Origin of the sequence: Nocardioides panacisoli, from assembly GCF_019448235.1 — a bacterium.
Classification (GTDB): Bacteria; Actinomycetota; Actinomycetes; order Propionibacteriales; family Nocardioidaceae; genus Nocardioides; species Nocardioides panacisoli_A.
The window spans coordinates 2277087-2294038 of sequence record NZ_CP080409.1; the positions used below are offsets into that span (position 1 = coordinate 2277087).

General features: G+C 72.0%; 16 protein-coding genes. 8 read left to right on the plus strand and 8 right to left on the minus strand.

The window, feature by feature from the left end; all coding sequences use genetic code 11:
• Nucleotides 1-1032, minus strand: coding sequence for a class II fructose-bisphosphate aldolase (gene fbaA, locus KUV85_RS11195; protein ID WP_219959974.1), 1032 nt, complete (start codon nt 1030-1032; stop codon nt 1-3).
• A 194-nt stretch (nt 1033-1226) separates the two neighbouring features.
• Here fbaA and KUV85_RS11200 point away from each other — a divergent pair, with 194 nt between their 5' ends.
• Entirely contained in the window at nt 1227-1991 is a 765-nt protein-coding gene (locus KUV85_RS11200; protein WP_219959975.1) for a hypothetical protein, read from the plus strand.
• Between the two features lie 32 nt (nt 1992-2023).
• Entirely contained in the window at nt 2024-2509 is a 486-nt protein-coding gene (locus KUV85_RS11205; protein ID WP_219959976.1) for a DUF2867 domain-containing protein, read from the plus strand.
• Nucleotides 2510-2530: 21 nt separating this feature from the next.
• On the opposite strand, the gene KUV85_RS11210 is transcribed toward KUV85_RS11205, so the two are convergent.
• Nucleotides 2531-3178: a TrmH family RNA methyltransferase gene (locus KUV85_RS11210; RefSeq protein WP_237690281.1), complete on the minus strand. Its 648-nt coding sequence runs from the start codon at nt 3176-3178 to the stop codon at nt 2531-2533.
• Between the two features lie 111 nt (nt 3179-3289).
• Between KUV85_RS11210 and KUV85_RS11215 the strand changes: the two genes are divergently transcribed.
• Entirely contained in the window at nt 3290-3967 is a 678-nt protein-coding gene (locus KUV85_RS11215) for a DedA family protein (protein ID WP_219959978.1), read from the plus strand.
• Nucleotides 3968-3979: 12 nt separating this feature from the next.
• Here KUV85_RS11215 and KUV85_RS11220 read toward each other — a convergent pair whose 3' ends face one another.
• Together KUV85_RS11220 and pyrE are read right to left on the minus strand one after the other, a co-directional pair.
• Nucleotides 3980-4948: a DUF368 domain-containing protein gene (locus KUV85_RS11220; RefSeq protein ID WP_219959979.1), complete on the minus strand. Its 969-nt coding sequence runs from the start codon at nt 4946-4948 to the stop codon at nt 3980-3982.
• Nucleotides 4941-5474, minus strand: coding sequence for an orotate phosphoribosyltransferase (gene pyrE, locus KUV85_RS11225; protein WP_219959980.1), 534 nt, complete (start codon nt 5472-5474; stop codon nt 4941-4943). Before pyrE ends, KUV85_RS11220 begins: the two co-directional genes overlap by 8 nt.
• Before the next feature lie 41 nt (nt 5475-5515).
• Between pyrE and KUV85_RS11230 the strand changes: the two genes are divergently transcribed.
• Nucleotides 5516-6688 carry a pyridoxal phosphate-dependent aminotransferase gene (locus KUV85_RS11230; RefSeq protein ID WP_219959981.1) on the plus strand — a complete coding sequence of 391 codons (1173 nt, stop codon included), beginning with the start codon at nt 5516-5518 and terminating at the stop codon, nt 6686-6688.
• 18 nt (nt 6689-6706) lie between these two features.
• Here the strand turns inward: KUV85_RS11230 and KUV85_RS11235 are convergent, their stop codons facing one another.
• Both KUV85_RS11235 and clpB read right to left on the minus strand, forming a co-directional pair.
• Entirely contained in the window at nt 6707-7819 is a 1113-nt protein-coding gene (locus KUV85_RS11235; RefSeq protein ID WP_219959982.1) for a hypothetical protein, read from the minus strand.
• 75 nt (nt 7820-7894) lie between these two features.
• On the minus strand, nt 7895-10501 hold the full coding sequence (clpB, locus tag KUV85_RS11240; RefSeq protein ID WP_219959983.1) for an ATP-dependent chaperone ClpB: 2607 nt from the start codon (nt 10499-10501) through the stop codon (nt 7895-7897).
• Between the two features lie 228 nt (nt 10502-10729).
• Between clpB and KUV85_RS11245 the strand changes: the two genes are divergently transcribed.
• Nucleotides 10730-11329, plus strand: a complete 600-nt coding sequence (locus tag KUV85_RS11245; RefSeq protein WP_219959984.1) for a hypothetical protein — start codon at nt 10730-10732, stop codon at nt 11327-11329.
• Between the two features lie 26 nt (nt 11330-11355).
• Here the strand turns inward: KUV85_RS11245 and KUV85_RS11250 are convergent, their stop codons facing one another.
• Nucleotides 11356-11541, minus strand: coding sequence for a hypothetical protein (locus KUV85_RS11250; protein ID WP_219959985.1), 186 nt, complete (start codon nt 11539-11541; stop codon nt 11356-11358).
• A gap of 153 nt (nt 11542-11694) precedes the next feature.
• Between KUV85_RS11250 and KUV85_RS11255 the strand changes: the two genes are divergently transcribed.
• The 3 genes from KUV85_RS11255 to KUV85_RS11265 are packed head-to-tail and all read left to right on the plus strand — an operon-like array spanning nt 11695 to nt 16009.
• The gene (locus KUV85_RS11255) at nt 11695-14253 is read left to right on the plus strand and encodes a GcvT family protein (protein ID WP_219959986.1); all 2559 of its coding nucleotides are present in this window, start codon (nt 11695-11697) and stop codon (nt 14251-14253) included.
• The gene (locus KUV85_RS11260; protein WP_219959987.1) at nt 14250-15020 is read left to right on the plus strand and encodes an electron transfer flavoprotein subunit beta/FixA family protein; all 771 of its coding nucleotides are present in this window, start codon (nt 14250-14252) and stop codon (nt 15018-15020) included. Before KUV85_RS11255 ends, KUV85_RS11260 begins: the two co-directional genes overlap by 4 nt.
• The gene (locus KUV85_RS11265; protein ID WP_219959988.1) at nt 15017-16009 is read left to right on the plus strand and encodes an electron transfer flavoprotein subunit alpha/FixB family protein; all 993 of its coding nucleotides are present in this window, start codon (nt 15017-15019) and stop codon (nt 16007-16009) included. The genes KUV85_RS11260 and KUV85_RS11265 overlap by 4 nt, the downstream gene beginning before the upstream one ends.
• 59 nt (nt 16010-16068) lie before the next feature.
• Here KUV85_RS11265 and KUV85_RS11270 read toward each other — a convergent pair whose 3' ends face one another.
• Nucleotides 16069-16860 carry an IclR family transcriptional regulator gene (locus KUV85_RS11270; RefSeq protein WP_219959989.1) on the minus strand — a complete coding sequence of 264 codons (792 nt, stop codon included), beginning with the start codon at nt 16858-16860 and terminating at the stop codon, nt 16069-16071.
• Nucleotides 16861-16952 lie beyond the last annotated feature (92 nt).

Sequence of the window (16952 nt, forward strand, 5' to 3'; positions counted from 1 at the left end):
TCAGTTGATCCCCTTCCCTGCCGAGCGCAGGTTCTCGCAGGCCTCGACGACGCGCGCGGCCATGTTGGCCTCGGCGGCCTTGCCCCACGACCGCGGGTCGTACTTCTTCTTGTCGCCGACGTCGCCGTCGACCTTCAGCACGCCGGTGTAGTTGCTGAACATGTGGTCCGCCACGGGGCGGGTGAAGGCGTACTGGGTGTCGGTGTCGACGTTCATCTTCACCACGCCGTAGTCGACCGCGTCGCCGATCTCCTGCGGCGTGGAGCCCGAGCCACCGTGGAAGACCAGGTGGAACGGCTTGGAGCCTGATTCGAGGCCGAACTCGCCCACGACGGCCTCCTGGGCCTGCTTGAGCACCTCCGGGCGGAGCTTGACGTTGCCGGGCTTGTAGACGCCGTGCACGTTGCCGAAGGTCAGCGCGGTCATGTAGTACCCGCGGTCGCCGTGGCCGAGCGCGCGGGCGGTGGCGATGGCGTCCTCGGGCGTGGAGTAGAGCTTCTCGTTGATCTCGTTCTCGACGCCGTCCTCCTCGCCACCGACGACACCGACCTCGATCTCGAGGACGATGTTGGCCGCGGCGCACTTCTCCAGCAGCTCCTCGGCGATGTGCAGGTTCTCGTCCAGCGGCACGGCCGAGCCGTCCCACATGTGGGACTGGAACAGCGGCCCCTCGCCGCGCTTGACCCGCTCGGCGGAGAGGTCGATCAGCGGCCGCACGAAGCCGTCGAGCTTGTCCTTGGGGCAGTGGTCGGTGTGGAGCGCGATGTTGACCGGGTAGTTCTTCGCCACCTCGGCGGCGTACGCCGCGAACGCGACCGAGCCGGTGACCATGTCCTTCACCGTCGGGCCGGAGAGGTACTCCGCACCACCGGTGGAGACCTGGATGATCCCGTCCGAGCCGGCATCCGCGAACCCCTTCAGGGCCGCGTTGAGCGTCTGCGAGGACGAGACGTTGATCGCGGGGAAGGCATAGGCGCCGGACTTCGCGGCGTCCAGCATCTCGGCGTACTTCTCGGGGGTGGCGATCGGCATGGTTTCGGCGCTCCTGGGCAAGGGATCGGTACGCCGCCACCCTAGTGGAACCACTCGTCTTCACCGATCTGCTGTCAACGGCGAGGACCGCTGGTAGCGTCCGGCACCGCGCCCTCCAGCGCACCGTGTGTGGCAGGGCGTGACAATCCGACAACCACACAACTCTCGGGACAGGTTCCCGAGCTGGGGGACGTATGCGACGACCGCTCGTACTGGCCATCCTGACCGCACTTCTCGGCGCCACGTTGGCGATGGCCGCGCCGACGAGTTCGTCCGCTCTGGACACCGCATCGGCGACTGCTCCCGCGGTCGACACCTCGCCGCCGGCGGTCGGGAGCTGCCACAACCTGACGTCGAAGGAGGCACGCCGACGCGCGGACGGCAAGCCCGCCGTCGACTGCGACAGCCGGCACACGACGCTCACCATCAAGATCGCTCGGTTCAGCAACCCCGACTGGAGCCTCGGGCCGAAGATGAACCGCAAGATCAGCAAGAAGTGCATGCGCGGACTGGTGAAGTACTTCGACGGCCGCACCAAGCGGATCCAGCTCTCCGGCTACATGGTCTACAACTTCATCCCCAAGTGGCGCCAGCGGAACGCCGGTGCCAACTGGGTGCGGTGTGACATCGCGCTGCCGCGGCCGCGTTGGATGCCGCCGCTGCCCGGCAACGGCAACCCGCCGCTGGGTCGTCCGCCGCTCGCGGACAACATCGCCCGGTGCCTGAAGTCGATCAAGGGAACCTACTACTACACGACCTGCAACGCCGGCCACCAGGTCAAGGCGACGCGGGTGATCAAGACGCGCTACGACCGTTACCCCGGCCGCAAGAACATCGAGCGGGACGCGGAGCGTCGCTGTGGCAATCGTCTCGGGCGGAAGCTCGCCGTCTACGAGTTCCCCCCGCGAACGTGGTGGAAGGCCGGCCTGACGCACTTCGTCTGCTACGAGCGCGACTGACCGGAACCACGAGGGTGCGGCATCGTTGTCCCATGCATCGAGGCCGCACCCTGCACACCTCCTGGCGTTCGGCGCACGTCGCGTTGGCGCCGGAGGTGGCCTGGCAGGTCGTGGCCTCGGGTGCGCACGGTCCGCAGTGGTACGCCGACGCGGCGCCGTTGCGCATCCGGGGCCTCCTGGACCGGGTGGTGCGCGGTCCTGCCCGCCACCATCCGCCACCGGGTCGCCCGTTGCTCGCACCGGGCGACCCGGTCGGCCTGTGGCAGGTCGACGGGGTCGACGCCGACGAACGCGTGCTCGCGCTCACGGCGCGCGTCCGCGCACCCGGCGAGGTCCGGCTCGAGGCCACCGTCACCCCACACGGCCCGGACGGGACGGCCGCGACGGTCCGGATGAGCATCGCGTTCACGCCTGCCGGCGCCCTCGGTCGTGGCTACCTGGTCGCCGACCTGCCGGCCCGCGAGGCCGTCACCGAGCTCACCTTCCGCCACCTGATCGGTTCGCTCCGCGGGGACTGAGCTGCAGCCGAGCGGCGGGACTCACCCCCGCCAGGCGGCGTCGCCGGAGAGGTCGGCGTGCTGGCGCACCCATGCGTGCATCGCGATGGCCGCGGCCGCGGAGGCGTTGATCGAGCGGGTGGAGCCGAACTGGGCGATGGAGAAGGTGCCCTCGCACGCCTCGCGTGCGGACGCGGAGAGTCCCGGACCCTCCTGGCCGAAGAGGAAGCACACCGACCGCGGCAGGTCCATGGTCTCCAGGTGCGCCGAGCCGGGCAGGTTGTCCACGCCCAGCAGCGGCACCGGCCCGTCCGGCAGCGAGGCGAGGTGCTCGCGCAGGTCGCCGACGGTCGGGTGGTGCCGCACGTGCTGGTAGCGGTCGGTCACCATCGCGCCGCGCTTGTTCCACCGTCGGTTGCCGACGATGTGCACCTCCCGGGCGAGGAAGGCGTTCGCCGAACGGACGATGGTGCCGATGTTGAAGTCGTGCTGCCAGTTCTCGATCGCGACGTGGAAGTCGTGCCGCCGGGCGTCGAGGTCGGCGACGATGGCCGGCATCGACCAGTAGCGGTAGCGGTCCACGACGTTGCGCCGGTCGCCGTGCGCGAGCAGCTCGGCGTCGTACTGCTCACCGGTGGGCCACTCGCCCTCCCAGGGGCCGACGCCGACCTCGGGCGGCCCGTGCGGCATCGGGTCGTACGGCGCGCGCCGCTCCTCGCTGGCTGCAGGCTGCTCCTCCACGCACGCAGGCTACGCAAGCCTCGCCGTACCTCGGTCGGAGCCGTCGGATAGTGTCGAGGGGTGCCTGAGATCCTCGCCGTGCTTCCGGCGCTGCTCGGCATGGACTGGCTCGATCCCGACTGGCTGCTGGACCAGTTCGGCGAGCACCTGATCTGGGTCAGCCTCGTCATCCTCTTCATCGAGTGCGGGCTCTTCTTCCCCTTCCTGCCCGGCGACATCCTGCTGTTCGCGATGGGGCTCTTCATCGCCCTCGAGAACATCGACGTCGTCCCCGGTCCCCCACTGGTCGAGATCACCGCAGCGGTGGTGGCGATGGCGGCAGCGGCCTTCGCGGGCAACGTCACCGGCTACGAGATCGGGCGCAAGATCGGGCCGGTGATCTACGAGCGCGACGGGCGCATCGTCAAGCGCAAGTACTTCGACCTCACCCACCAGTTCTTCCAGCGCCACGGTCCGCTCGCGCTGGTGATCGGCCGGTTCTTCGCCGTGGTGCGCACCTACATCACCGTCGTCGCCGGGGCCACCGACATGCCGCGCCGCCGGTTCTACGTGTGGAGCCTCGTGGGGGCGGTGCTGTGGGTCGTGACGCTGACACTGCTCGGCTACAACCTGGGCCGCCGGTTCCCCCAGCTCGGTGAGCACCTCGAGCTCGCCCTGATCCTCATCATGGTGCTCTTCGCGATCCCGATGGTGTGGGAGTACTTCCGCAACCGCAAGCACGCCCACGAGACGCACTAGCGCACCGCGGCGTCAGCGCTCGGCGTGACGGCGCGACGCCCGCGACTCCACCACGATCAGCGCGACGACCACGGCGACGCCGATCGCGACCAGCAGCACCGGGCCCGCGGTGGGCGGGTACGGCGCCAGCAGCTCCCCCGGGCCGTGCGCCTCCTCCGCAGCTCCCTCGGCGACGGACTGCCACGGCCACAGGGCGCGCAGCGAACCGACCATCAGGCCCGCCATCGCCAGCAGCGTCACGCGGCGGTGCCGCTCCAGCAGGTAGCGCAGCAGCTGCACGAACGAGCCCAGACCGATCAGTGCGCCGGCAGCGAAGACGGCCAGGTAGCCGAGGTCGCGCTCGTCGACCGCGGTGAGGGTCGTGGTGTAGAGGCCGACCGCGAGCAGGAAGAACGACCCGGACACGCCGGGCACCGCCAGGGCGCAGATCGCGACCGCCGCCGCGAGGAACACCACCCACATCGGCGGCGAGCCGGCGTCGCCACCGACGGCGAGCCCGATCAACAGGTAGGCCAGCACGGCGGCGCCGACGACGACGGCCGCCTCACGGATCTGCTCGGCCACGGTGGCCGGCGGCCCGCCCAGCATCCGCAGCGGGACGGCGACGCTGGCCGCGACCAGGCCGAAGAAGAGACCCCGGGCGTGCTCGGGGTGGTCGGTGACGAAGCCCTCCATCGTGCCGGCCACGGTGGCCACGGCGGTCGCCATGCCCAGCAGCACCGGCACCACGAGCCACCAGTCGGTACGGCGTACCTCCGCACGGAAGCCCGCGAGCCGGTCCGGACCGAGCGCGAGCCGCTTCAGCGCCACCAGCGCGTGGGAGGCGGACCCGATGAGCTGCTCGTAGACCCCCGTCACCAGCGCGACGGTGCCGCCGGAGACACCGGGGACGAGCTCGGCGAGCCCGATGAGGAAGCCGCGCAGCAGGTCCAGCGGCAGCAGCAGCCGCGACCGTGCGGGCGCGGCAGCGGGCTCAGCCACGTGCGGCGTCCAGGTCGGCCTTGGTCAGCACCGAGTGCACGGTGAGCTCCACGTCGGCCAGCGGGTTCTCGCCCTCGGGGCTGCGGTCGATGGCGCACACGACGTGGTCGACGACGGCGCCGCCGGCACGCAGCTCGCGCGTCGCGTCCCGCACGGCCCCGCCGGTGGTGATCACGTCCTCGACCAGCGTCACCCGCTTGCCGTCGTACGCCGGCCCCTCGGCGAGCTTGCAGGTGCCGTACTGCTTGGCCTCCTTGCGCACGAACAGCGTCGGCAGGCCGAGCAGCTGGCTCACCGCCGTGGCGATGGGGATGCCGCCCATCTCCAGCCCACCGAGCAGCTCGGTGTCGTGCGGCAGCAGCTGGGCGACCTCACGGGCGACCCGCGCGAGGAGCAACGGGTCGGCCTCGAAGAGGTACTTGTCGAAGTACTCGTGGCTGACCTGGCCCGAGCGGAGGGTGAACTCACCGGTCAGGCGGCAGGCGGCGTCGATGTCGGCGGCGAGGTCCGGGTCGGTCGCGGTCACGGTCTCAGGCTAGCGAGGCGATCCCGGCTAGGGTCGGTGAGGTGCGCATCGGAGCCCGCCGCCTCGACGGCATCCCGCCGACCATCTTCGCCGAGATGTCCGCACTCGCCGTGCGGACCGGAGCCATCAACATCGGGCAGGGCTTCCCCGACGTGGACGGGCCGCCCGAGGTCGTCGCCCGCGCGGTCGCGGCGTTGCAGGACGGCGCCAACCAGTACGCCCCCGGCGTCGGGGTGCCGGCCCTGCGCGAGGCGGTCGCGCGCCACCAGCAGCGGCACTACGGCATCGAGCTCGACCCCGACACCGAAGTGGTCGCCACGACCGGCTGCACCGAGGGTATCGCCGCCGCGATCCTGGGCCTGGTCGACCCCGGCGACGAGGTCATCGTCATGGAGCCCTACTACGACTCCTACCCCGCGATGCTCCAGTTCGCCGGCGCCGTACGCCGCCCGGTCACCCTGCGGCCGCCGCACTTCCGGCTCGACGTCGACGAGCTCGCCGGCGCGGTCACGGACCGGACGCGGATGATCCTGCTCAACACGCCGCACAACCCGACCGGCACGGTGCTGGGCCGCGACGAGCTCGAGGCGGTCGCGCGCCTCGCGATCGAGCACGACCTGCTCGTGGTCACCGACGAGGTCTACGAGCACCTCACCTTCGACGACGCCGAGCACGTGCCGCTCTCGACGCTGCCGGGGATGCGCGACCGCACCCTGACGCTGTCCAGCGCCGGCAAGTCCTACTCCTTCACCGGCTGGAAGGTCGGCTGGGCCACCGGGCCCGCACCGCTGGTGCGTGCCCTCATCGGTGCCAAGCAGTGGCTGACCTTCACCTCCGGCGCACCGCTGCAGCCGGCGATCGCGCTGGCCCTGGACGAGCACCCCGACTTCCCGCGCCAGCTGGCCGACAGCCTCCAGCAGCGACGCGACCTGCTGGTCGACGGCCTCTCGCGGGCCGGGCTGACGGCGTACGTGCCACAGGGGACGTACTTCGCGACGACCGACGTGTCACACCTGGGCTGGGACAGCGGGATGGACTTCTGCCTCGCCCTGCCCGAGCGGGCGGGCGTGGTCGCCGTGCCCGCGGAGGTCTTCTACGACGACCCCGACGCGCCGGGCGCCGGGCGCCAGCTGGTGCGGTGGGCGTTCTGCAAGGAGGCCGAGGTCATCGACCGCGCCGCGGACAAGCTGGCGGCGGCCGACCTCAGCGCCTGATGGTCGCCCGCGGGTGACCTACCGGTCGCGGAACCAGCCGACGACGTCGGGCCGCAGCAGCAGCCACGTGGTCGCGGCGGCCGCGGCCACCACCACCAGCGACGGCGGACTGGCCAGCACGGTCGCCAGGCACACGACACCCACGCCGACCGTCGAGGCGATCAGCGCCACCCGGGCCCCGTTGCTGCCGCGGAAGGCGAGCACGGCGAGGACGATCGCGATCGCACTCCAGACCACCACGAACGCGGTCAGTGAGAAGACACCGGTCGCGATCTCGTCGCGACCGAAGCCCTGGAAGTCGAAGTCGGGCTGCTGGCGCTCGACCTCGGCGAAGAACTCCTCCCGCGCGACCAGGAGGACACCGGTGAGCAGCAGCATCATCGCGCTCACCAGGGCGCTCATCGACCACACGACGGCGCAGGCCCACACCAGCGCCATCGGGCGGCTGCGCCGCGGGGCCGGCGGGGCGGCGTACGGCGCCTGCGCGGTCTGCGTGGAGCCGAACCCGCTCACCGCGGCCGGCGCGGAGGGGGTGGTAGGCTGCTGCTGCGGGGCGCCGTGGCCGCCGGCCGGCTCGTTGCCCTGCTCGGCGTCCTGCTCGGGCTTGGTGAAGGGATCGGGCAACCCGGGGTCGACACGCTGCTGGTTGGGGGTGCTGCCCGTGGGGGTCCGCTGCGGCGGGGTGACCTTGTGGCGCCACGGCTGGCCGGCGAACCACTCCCGGGACGGCGTGAGCCAGAGCATGACGATGCCCGCGACCACGATCGGCGCGAAGAAGCCCGCCGTGGCAAACCCGCCGACGAGCAGCACGGGCGCGAGGAAGCTCAGCGCGAGCCGGGCGCTGGTGGAGCGGCGCAGCGCGTGGAAGCCGAGGATGGCGGCGGCGGTGGCCGCCGCGGCCGCGGCCATGCAGCCGATGCGCACCAGCATGGTGAGGTCGCCCAGCTCCATGCCCGTGCCGGCCAGCGGCGGTTCGGTGAGCAGTGACTGCAGGTTCTCCCGCGTCTCCATCGAGGTCAGGCCCGAGATCCGCTGCCACGCGGTGATCACCACGATGACCGACCCGCCGAGGATCAGCCACCCGGCGAAGGTCGCCTGACCGGGACGGGTTGCCTTCGCGTCCTGACTCATGGACGCCATTCCACCAGATCACTGGCGACGCCCCGGCCCGAGGGACAACCCCCGGACCGGGCCGCGGCGCCGGATTCACACCTTCAGCGTGAGCCCGTCCTCGCCACGCTCCACGGTGACCGCACCGCCGTCGCCGACCTCACCGGAGAGCAGCATCCGCGCCAGCGGGTCCCCGATGGCGGTCTGGATGAGGCGTCGCAGCGGGCGGGCGCCGTACGCCGGGTCGTAGCCGGTCTCGGCGAGCCAGTCGCGCGCGGCGTCGGTGACCTCGATGCTGATCCGACGCACGGCCAGTCGCCGCTCGAGCAGCGCGAGCTGCAGGCGCACGATCTCGCCGAGGTCGTCCTTGTCGAGCGCGTCGAAGGTGACGATCTCGTCGAGGCGGTTGAGGAACTCCGGCTTGAAGCTCTGCCGCACCGTCGCCATCACCGACTCCTGCTTCTGCTCCGCAGTCGTCGTCGGGTCGACCAGGTGGTGCGAGCCGAGGTTGCTGGTGAGGATCAGCAGCGTGTTGCGGAAGTCGACGGTGCGGCCCTGCCCGTCGGTCAACCGGCCGTCGTCGAGGACCTGCAGCAGGATGTCGAACACCTCGGGGTGGGCCTTCTCGACCTCGTCGAGCAGCACGACGCTGTAGGGGCGGCGTCGCACCGCCTCGGTGAGCTGGCCGCCCTCGTCGTGGCCGACGTAGCCCGGGGGTGCGCCGACCAGGCGCGCCACCGAGTGCTTCTCGGCATACTCGCTCATGTCGATGCGCACGATCGCGCGGTCGTCGTCGAAGAGGAAGTCGGCCAGCGACTTGGCCAGCTCGGTCTTGCCGACGCCTGTGGGGCCGAGGAAGAGGAACGATCCCGTCGGCCGGTCCGGGTCGGAGATCCCCGCCCGGGCACGGCGTACGGCGTCGCTGACGGCCGCGACGGCGCGCCGCTGGCCGATGAGCCGCTCGCCCAGGACCGACTCCATCTCCAGCAGCTTGGCGGTCTCGCCCTGCAGCATGCGACCGGTGGGGATGCCGGTCCAGGCCTCGATGACCTCGGCGACCTGCTCGGCGCCGACCTCCTCGCCGACCAGGGGGGTTTCGACAGGTTCAACCACCGACTGCCCGTTGGTCGAGCCTGTCGAGACCTCTGCGAGTTGCTTCTCCAGCTGCGGGATCTGGCCGTAGAGGATCTCGCTGGCCTTGCCGAGGTCACCCTCGCGCTGCAGCTTCTCGGCCTCGCTGCGCAGCTGGTCGAGCTGACGACGGAGCTCGCCCTCGCCCTCGAGGGTGGCCTTCTCCTGCTCCCAGCGGACCTCCAGCGCGCGGAGCTCCTCCTCGCGGTCGGCGAGCTCGCCGCGGAGGGTCGCCAACCGCTCGAGGGAGGCGTCGTCCTCCTCCTTGGCCAGCGAGAACTCCTCCATCTTCATCCGGTCGACCTGGCGGCGGAGCTGGTCGATCTCCTCGGGGGAGGACTCGATCTCCATGCGCAGCCGGCTGGCGGCCTCGTCGACGAGGTCGATGGCCTTGTCGGGGAGCTGGCGGCCGGTGATGTAGCGGTCGGACAGCGTGGCGGCGGCGACCAGCGCGGCGTCGGTGATGCGGACTCCGTGGTGGGCCTCGTACTTCTCCTGGATGCCGCGCAGGATCTGCACGGTGTCCTCGACGCTGGGCTCGCCGACCAGGACCTGCTGGAAGCGGCGCTCGAGCGCGGCGTCCTTCTCGATGTTCTCGCGGTACTCGTCCAGCGTCGTGGCACCGATCATGTGCAGCTCGCCGCGCGCCAGCATGGGCTTGAGCATGTTGCCGGCGTCCATGGCGCCCTCGCCCGAGGCGCCGGCACCGACGACGGTGTGCAGCTCGTCGATGAAGGTGATGACCCGGCCGCCGGCGTCCTTGATCTCCTCCAGCACGGCCTTGAGCCGCTCCTCGAACTCACCGCGGTACTTCGCGCCGGCCACCATCGCGGCGAGGTCGAGCGCCAGCACCCGGCGGCCCTTGAGGCTGTCGGGGACGTCGCCGTCGACGACACGCTGCGCGAGGCCCTCGACGACGGCGGTCTTGCCGACGCCGGGGTCGCCGATGAGGACGGGGTTGTTCTTGGTGCGTCGGCTCAGCACCTGCACGACGCGGCGGATCTCGGCGTCGCGGCCGATCACCGGGTCGAGGCGCCCGGCCTCGGCCGCCTCGGTGAGGTCGACGGAGTACTTCTCCAGCGCCTCGTAGGTGGACTCGGCGTCGGGGCTGGTGACGCGACGGTTGCCGCGCACGGAGGTGAGGCCGTCGCGGAGGCCGGACTCGCTGAGGCCGGCGTCGGTGAGCAGCTGCTGGGCGCCGGACTCGACGCCGGCCAACGCGATGAGCAGGTGCTCGGTGGCGACGTAGTCGTCCTTGAGCGAGGTCGCCGACTCCAGGGCTGCGGCGAGCACGCGGGTGAGGGCGGCCGAGGCGGTGGGCTGGGCGACGGTCGTGCCGCTCGCGCTGGGGAGGGCGCGCACGGCCTCGTCGGCGCGGCGGGTGAGGGCGTCGGCGTCGACGCCGGCCTTGGTCACCAGCGCCCGCGCGGTGCCCTCGGCCTGCCCCAGGAGGGTGGCGAGGAGGTGGACGGGTTCGGTGTGGGAGTGGCCGCTCGTGGTGGCGGCGAGCTGGGCAGCCTCGATCGCCTCACGGCTGCGGGTGGTGAACTTCTCGGCCGAGAACTGGCTCATCGACGGTCCCTTCCTGACGCGCGTCCCTGGTGGTGTCGTGCCCGCCCCGCGACCGTCCACCGACCCGATGGGAGCGGTCGCCACGGCGGGCTCTCGCCAGACATAACGTAAGGAAACTTGAGTCTGTTCCCATCAAGTCTGAGTGTGATCGGCGACGCGGCGCCGCGCACGGGGGCAATCCTGCGAATCCGCCTCCACTCTCCCCCGCGGACACCTACCCTCAGCCCCATGAGGGGGGCGACACCGGCGCGCGGCCGGGATCTCGAGGGACTGCCACAGCGATACTGGTGGCACCTGCACCACGTCCACGCGACCGAGCCGGCGACACTGGTCCTCGACCACGTGCTGGTCGGCCCCAGTGGCGCGTACGTGATCCGCTACCTGCCGACCTCGCCCGGTCTGCCGGCTCCCGCCATCCGCGACGCGCACGACCGCCAGCTCGACGCCACCCTGGCCGCCTGCACGACCGACGCGGCCGCGGTCGGCGCGATGCTCCCGGCGCGCTACCGCCGCCACGTCCGCCCCGTGCTGTGCCTGCGCAACATCGGCGACGTGGCCGAAGAGGTCAGCGGAGTGCTGGTCGTCTCGCCGGGCACCCTCGAGGACGTCGTGATCGCCGCCGCACCGGTGCTCTCGACCTCGGAGGCGCGCGAGGTCTGGTCGTCCCTGCGCGGCACCCTCGCCGACGTGGCGCCCTCGACGCCGTCGTCGCGGCGCCACCGTCACCTCGTACGTGCCGCGATCGCGGCCGTCGCCGTGGCGGCCGTCTCCGCAGGCGCCCTGGTCCTCGACCCCGGCCTCCTCGAGATGCTCCGCACGCGCAGCTGACACCGGGCCGCCCCCCGCCCGCCGACCTAGCGCTCGGAGTCGCGTCCCCGGGCCTTGACGTCCTTGCGGCGCTTGCGCCAGTCGAGGAATGCACCGAGGGCGCGGGCGATCCCGTAGTCGTGGCCACGCCCACCGGCGTGCCAGTCGGTGTTGGTGACGGGCCGGGGCGTCGGGTTCGGGTCGCCGGGCTTCCTCTTCGGCTGCTGAACCATGGGACTCCCCTCCAGTCGTGCACACCCGAACGCGTCCGTGTACCGACATCGTGGCACACGGATCCGTTGACACCCCTGTGAACGCGCGCGATTCTAGAACTGACGCGCTCTACGCATCCCGTTGCGTGATGCGCAACTGCACCGGGAGGTCCCATGACCCAGGTCCCCGCCTCGGCCGACATCGTCGTGATCGGCGCCGGCATCGTCGGCAACTCGCTGGTGCACCACTTGGCGCGCCTGGGGTGGCGCGACGTCGTCCTCGTCGACAAGGGACCGCTGCCCAACCCGGGCGGTTCGACCGGCCACGCCTCGAACTTCATCTTCCCCGTCGACCACTCCCGCGAGATCACCGACCTGACGCTCGACTCGGTGCGGCAGTACCGCGAGCTCGGCGTGTTCACCCGGTCCGGCGGCTTCGAGCTCGCCCGCACCGAGGAACGCATGGAGGAACTGCGACGACGGATGTCCAGCGCCCGCGCCTGGGGCATCGAGGCCGAGCTCGTGTCGCCGGAACTCGTCCGGGAGCTGGTGCCCTACGTCGAGACCGACCAGTTCCTCGGCGCCTTCTGGACGCCGGGCGTCGGCGTCGTCGACTCGTTGCAGGCCGGCACCCTGATGCGCGACGCGGCGATCGAGGCCGGCGCCCTCACCGTCGCGCCCAACGTCGAGGTCACCGGACTCGACGTCGAGGACGGTCGGGTCCGTCGCGTCCGCACCGACCGCGGCGACATCGAGACGGCGTACGTCGTCATCGCCTGCGGCGTCTGGAGCCCGAAGATCGGCGACATGGCCGGCGTCAGCATCCCGCTCACCCCGACCGTGCACCAGATGGTCAGCATCGGCCCGTGCCCACAGTTCGCCGAGCGCCCCGGGGAGATCAACTTCCCGATCATCCGCGACATGGACAACTACTGCTACGAACGCCAGCACGGCGCCGACGTCGAGGTCGGGTCGTATGCCCACCGGGCGATCCTCCACGAGCCCGAGGACATCCCCTCCATCGACCGGGCCAAGCTCTCCCCCACCGAGATGCCCTTCACCTCCGACGACTTCGACCCCCAGCTCGAGCAGGCCTTCGAGCTGATGCCCGACCTGCTCGGCGCCGACGGTGCGGAGCTGCGCTACGCCATCAACGGCCTGCTCTCCCTCACCGCCGACGGCTCCCCCATCCTCGGCGAGAGCCCGGTCAAGGGACTCTGGACCGCCGCCGCGGTCTGGATCAAGGAGGGCCCCGGCGTCGGCCGCGCCGTCGCGGAGTGGCTCACCCACGGCCACAGCGAGATCGACCTCCACGGCAGCGACATCGCCCGCTTCCACCCCCACCAGTTCCGCCGCGAACACACCCGGCTGCGGGCCGGCGAGTCCTTCATCAAGACCTACGGGATCGTGCACCCCGCCGAGCAGTACGAGTCCGACCGGGACCGACGCCTCTCCCCCATGCACGAGTCGCAGCAGAAGCTCGGCGCGGTGTTCTTCGAGGCCGGCGGCTGGGAGCGCCCCCACTGGTACGAGTCCAACGCCGACCTGCTCGCGACGTACGGCGCCGCGGTCATGCCGCGCGAGCACGAGTGGGACGCGCGCTGGTGGAGCCCGGTCATCAACGCCGAGCACCTGCGGATGCGCGAGGCCGCCGGCGTCATCGACCTCAGCGCCTTCCAGGTCTTCGACCTCACCGGACCCGACGCGCTCGCCACGGTCGAGCACACCTGCGTGGCCAGGTGCGACGTCCCGGTCGGCAAGGTCGTCTACACCCCCGTCCTCGACGCCGCCGGCGGGTTCAAGGCCGACCTCACCGTCATGCGCCTCGCCGAGGACACCTTCCGCGTCGTCACCGGTGCCGCCCACGGACGGGCGGACATGCAGTGGTTCCGCGATGCGGTGACCGTGGCGGCGACACGGTCTCGACAGGCTCGACCAACGGCGATCCTCGACACCGTGTTGACCGACCGCACGGACGAGATCTCCACGATCGGGCTGTGGGGTCCCCGGGCACGCGACATCCTGGCCGCGCTCACCAGCGACGACGTGTCCCACGAGGGCTTCGGCATGCTCACCTGCCGCGAGATCGCCGTCGCAACCGGCGCGGCCGAGGTACCCGTGCTGGCCTCGCGGATCTCCTACGTCGGCGAGCTCGGCTGGGAGCTCCACGCGCCCCGTGGCGGCGCCGCCGCGGTGTGGGACGCCCTGCTCGAGGAGGGGGCGGCGTACGACGCCCGCCCGGTCGGCATCGGCGTCTACGGCACGACCGGTCGGATCGAGAAGGGCTACCGCGCCTACGGCGCCGAGCTCGACTCCGAGCGGACCGTCGTCGAGGCCGGCATGCAGCGCCCGAAGGTGAAGGCCGCGGACTTCGTGGGCAAGGAGCCCTACCTGCGCCAGCGCGACGAGGCGCCGCGCACCGTGCTGTGCACCCTCACCGTCGAGGACCACACCTCGAGGTCGGGGACCGAGCGCTACATGCTCGGCGGCGAGCCCATCCTCGCCCGCGACGGCAGCCCGCTGACCGACGGCCACGGGCGCCACCCCTACGCGACCTCGGCCGGGTCGGCACCGTCGCTGGGGCGACACGTGTTGCTGGCCTACCTACCACCGGCCGAGGCCGTGATCGGCAACGAGCTGCTCGTCTCCTACATGGAGGAGCACTACCCGGTGACGGTGCGCTCGATCGACGCCACCGCGCTGTTCGACCCCGACAACGAGCGCATCCGATGACCGACGTCCTGGTCTGCATCAAGCGCGTCGCCGACGCGACCGGCGAGGTCGTCCTCACCGAGGACGCGCAGGCTGTCGACGGTCGCCACGCCGGGTTCACCGTCAGCGCCCACGAGGAGTGCGCCGTCGAGCTCGCCGTGCGTGCCGCCCACGCCACGACCGGGACGGCGACCGTCGTGACGGTCGGCAGCGACGACGCGGTCGACCAGCTCCGGGCGGCCCTCTCGGTCGGGTGCACCGCCGCGACCCACGTCCACGCCGACCCGACGACCTACGGTCCGCGGGACGTGGCGGCCGAGCTCGCCGAGGTGGTGCGCGCCCACACGGCAGCGGGTCGACCCCACGACCTCGTGCTGCTCGGCAACGACGCGGCCGACAGCGGCGACTTCCAGGTCGGCATCCGGCTCGCCCACGAGCTCGGGTGGCCGGTGGTCAACGGCGCCGTCACCGTCGAGGTCGAGGACGACGACGTGGTCGCGCGCGTCCATGCCTCCAGCGGCCACGAGACCTACCGCGTCCCCCTGCCGGCCGTGGTGACGGTCCTCGAGGGCGGCGTCGAGCCGCGGTACCCGTCGGTGCCGGGCCGCATGCGGGCCCGGAAGGTGGAGGTCGAGGACCGCAAGCCGGTCACCGACTTCGGTGGCGCGAGTCGGGTGCGGCTGCGGCTCCCCCCGCCCCAACCGAGCGAGGTGCAGGTGCTCGGCGACGGCCCCGGCGCTGCGCCCGCACTCGTCGACCTCCTCGAACAGCTGGGGGTGCTGCGGTGATCCTGGTGTTCCTCGAGACCGAGCCCGACGGACTGACCGAGACCTCGCGCGAGGCGCTGACCCTCGCCCGTGGCCTCGCCGGCGAGAGCGGAGGCGCCCCGGTCGATGCCGTCCTGGTCGGCGCCCCGTCGTGTCCTGCCGACACCGCGGTCGAGCAGGCGGCGGCGTACGGCGTCCGCGACCTGCACCACGCCACCGGCGAGGCCTTCGACGCCTACGGCGGCGCCGTGTGGGCCACCGCGGTCGAGGCCGTATGCCGCGACACCGGCGCTGGCGTCGTCGTCGCGGCCGGGACCCCGCGCGGCATGGAGGTACTGGCCCACGTCGCGGCGCGTGGCGGCGTGGCCATGGCGGCCAACGTGGTCGCCGCGGAGGGATCGGGGCCGTTGACCGTGACCCGGCAGGTGATGAACGGGGCGGTGCTCGAGGACATGGTCCTGGACGAGGACCCGGCGATCCTCACCGTCGCCGGCCACGCGGTCGAGGCTCGCCCCGCGGCGGAGCCGGGCGCCGGACGGCTGGTGCCCTGCCGACCCGAGGTGCCCGGGGCCGACCTGGTCGCGCGGGTGGTCTCCGCCGAGCCGCCCCCGCCGGACCTCTCCGGCGACCTGACCTCGGCCCGCGTGGTGGTCGGCGGCGGCCGGGGCGTGGGCAGTGCGGACGGGTTCGCCGACCTCCTGGAACTGACCGACCTGGTGGGCGGCGCACTCGGCGTCTCCCGGGTCGTGACCGGCAACGGCTGGCGTCCGCACCACGAGCAGGTCGGCCAGACGGGCAGCCGCATCTCCCCCGACCTCTACCTCGCCTGCGGCATCTCTGGCGCGATCCAGCACTGGGCCGGCTGCGCGAGCGCGCGGACGATCGTGGCGATCAACACCGACCCCGAGGCGCCGATGGTCACCCGGGCGCACTACGCCGTCATCGGCGACCTGCACGAGGTCGTCCCCGCCGTCATCGAGGAGATCCGCCGCCGCCGGGACGCGCCCTGAGGCGCGCACGCGCCTGCGTTGACGCCGACGGGCTCGACCAACGGCGGCCGCGAGACGGCTCAGCCGGCCACGGACGGGCGGTGGCCGAGGCGGCGGGAGACCTCGTCGGCGGCGCGGATGACGGCGTCGCGGACACGGGGGAACTCCGCGTCGCTGAGGCGGTAGACCGGGCCGGCCGCACTGAGCGCGGCGACGACCCGGCCGGTGTGGTCCCGGATCGGCGCGGCCACGGCCTGCAGGCCCTCCTCGTACTCCTCGCGCGCATAGGCGTATCCCTGCGTGCGGATGGCGGCCAGCTCCCTGCGGAGCTCGTCGCGGGTGGCGATGGTGCGGGCCGTGAAGCGCGGGAGCCGACCGACCACGACCTCGCGCAGCTCCGCATCGGTCAGGTGGGCCAGCAGGACCTTGCCGTTGGACGTGGCGTGGGGCGAGGTGCTCTGGCCGATCCAGTTCCGCATGGCGATCGTCGTGGTCCCCTCGGCCTGGCACACGTTGACCGCCATGCGCTCACTGAGGATGGCGACGTTGCAGGTCTCGTCCAGGTCGGCCGCGAGCTCGTCGCAGACCGACTGCGCGACCGCGCTGACGCTCAGGCCGCCCGCGGTCGCCGACGCCAGCCGCAGACAACCGACACCCAAGCGGTAGCCGCCCACGCCGTCGGGGACGGCGACCAGGTCGTGTCGAGCCAGCACGTCCACGAGGCGGGAGACCGTCGACTTGTGCACCCCCAGCTCCCGGGACAGCGACCCCAGGGTGGTCTCGCCGTCGCGGGCGAGGATGTCCAGCACCTGCAGCGCCCGGTCCACCGATCGCACCGGCGCACCGGCCTGTCGCCCCAGGTCCTCGGTCATGGGGCGATCCTATCGACGCTCGGTGTGTTGCGCCATACGCAACATATTGCGTTGTGCGCAGAGCAGCGCTATACAGGACCGATCAGCACCGG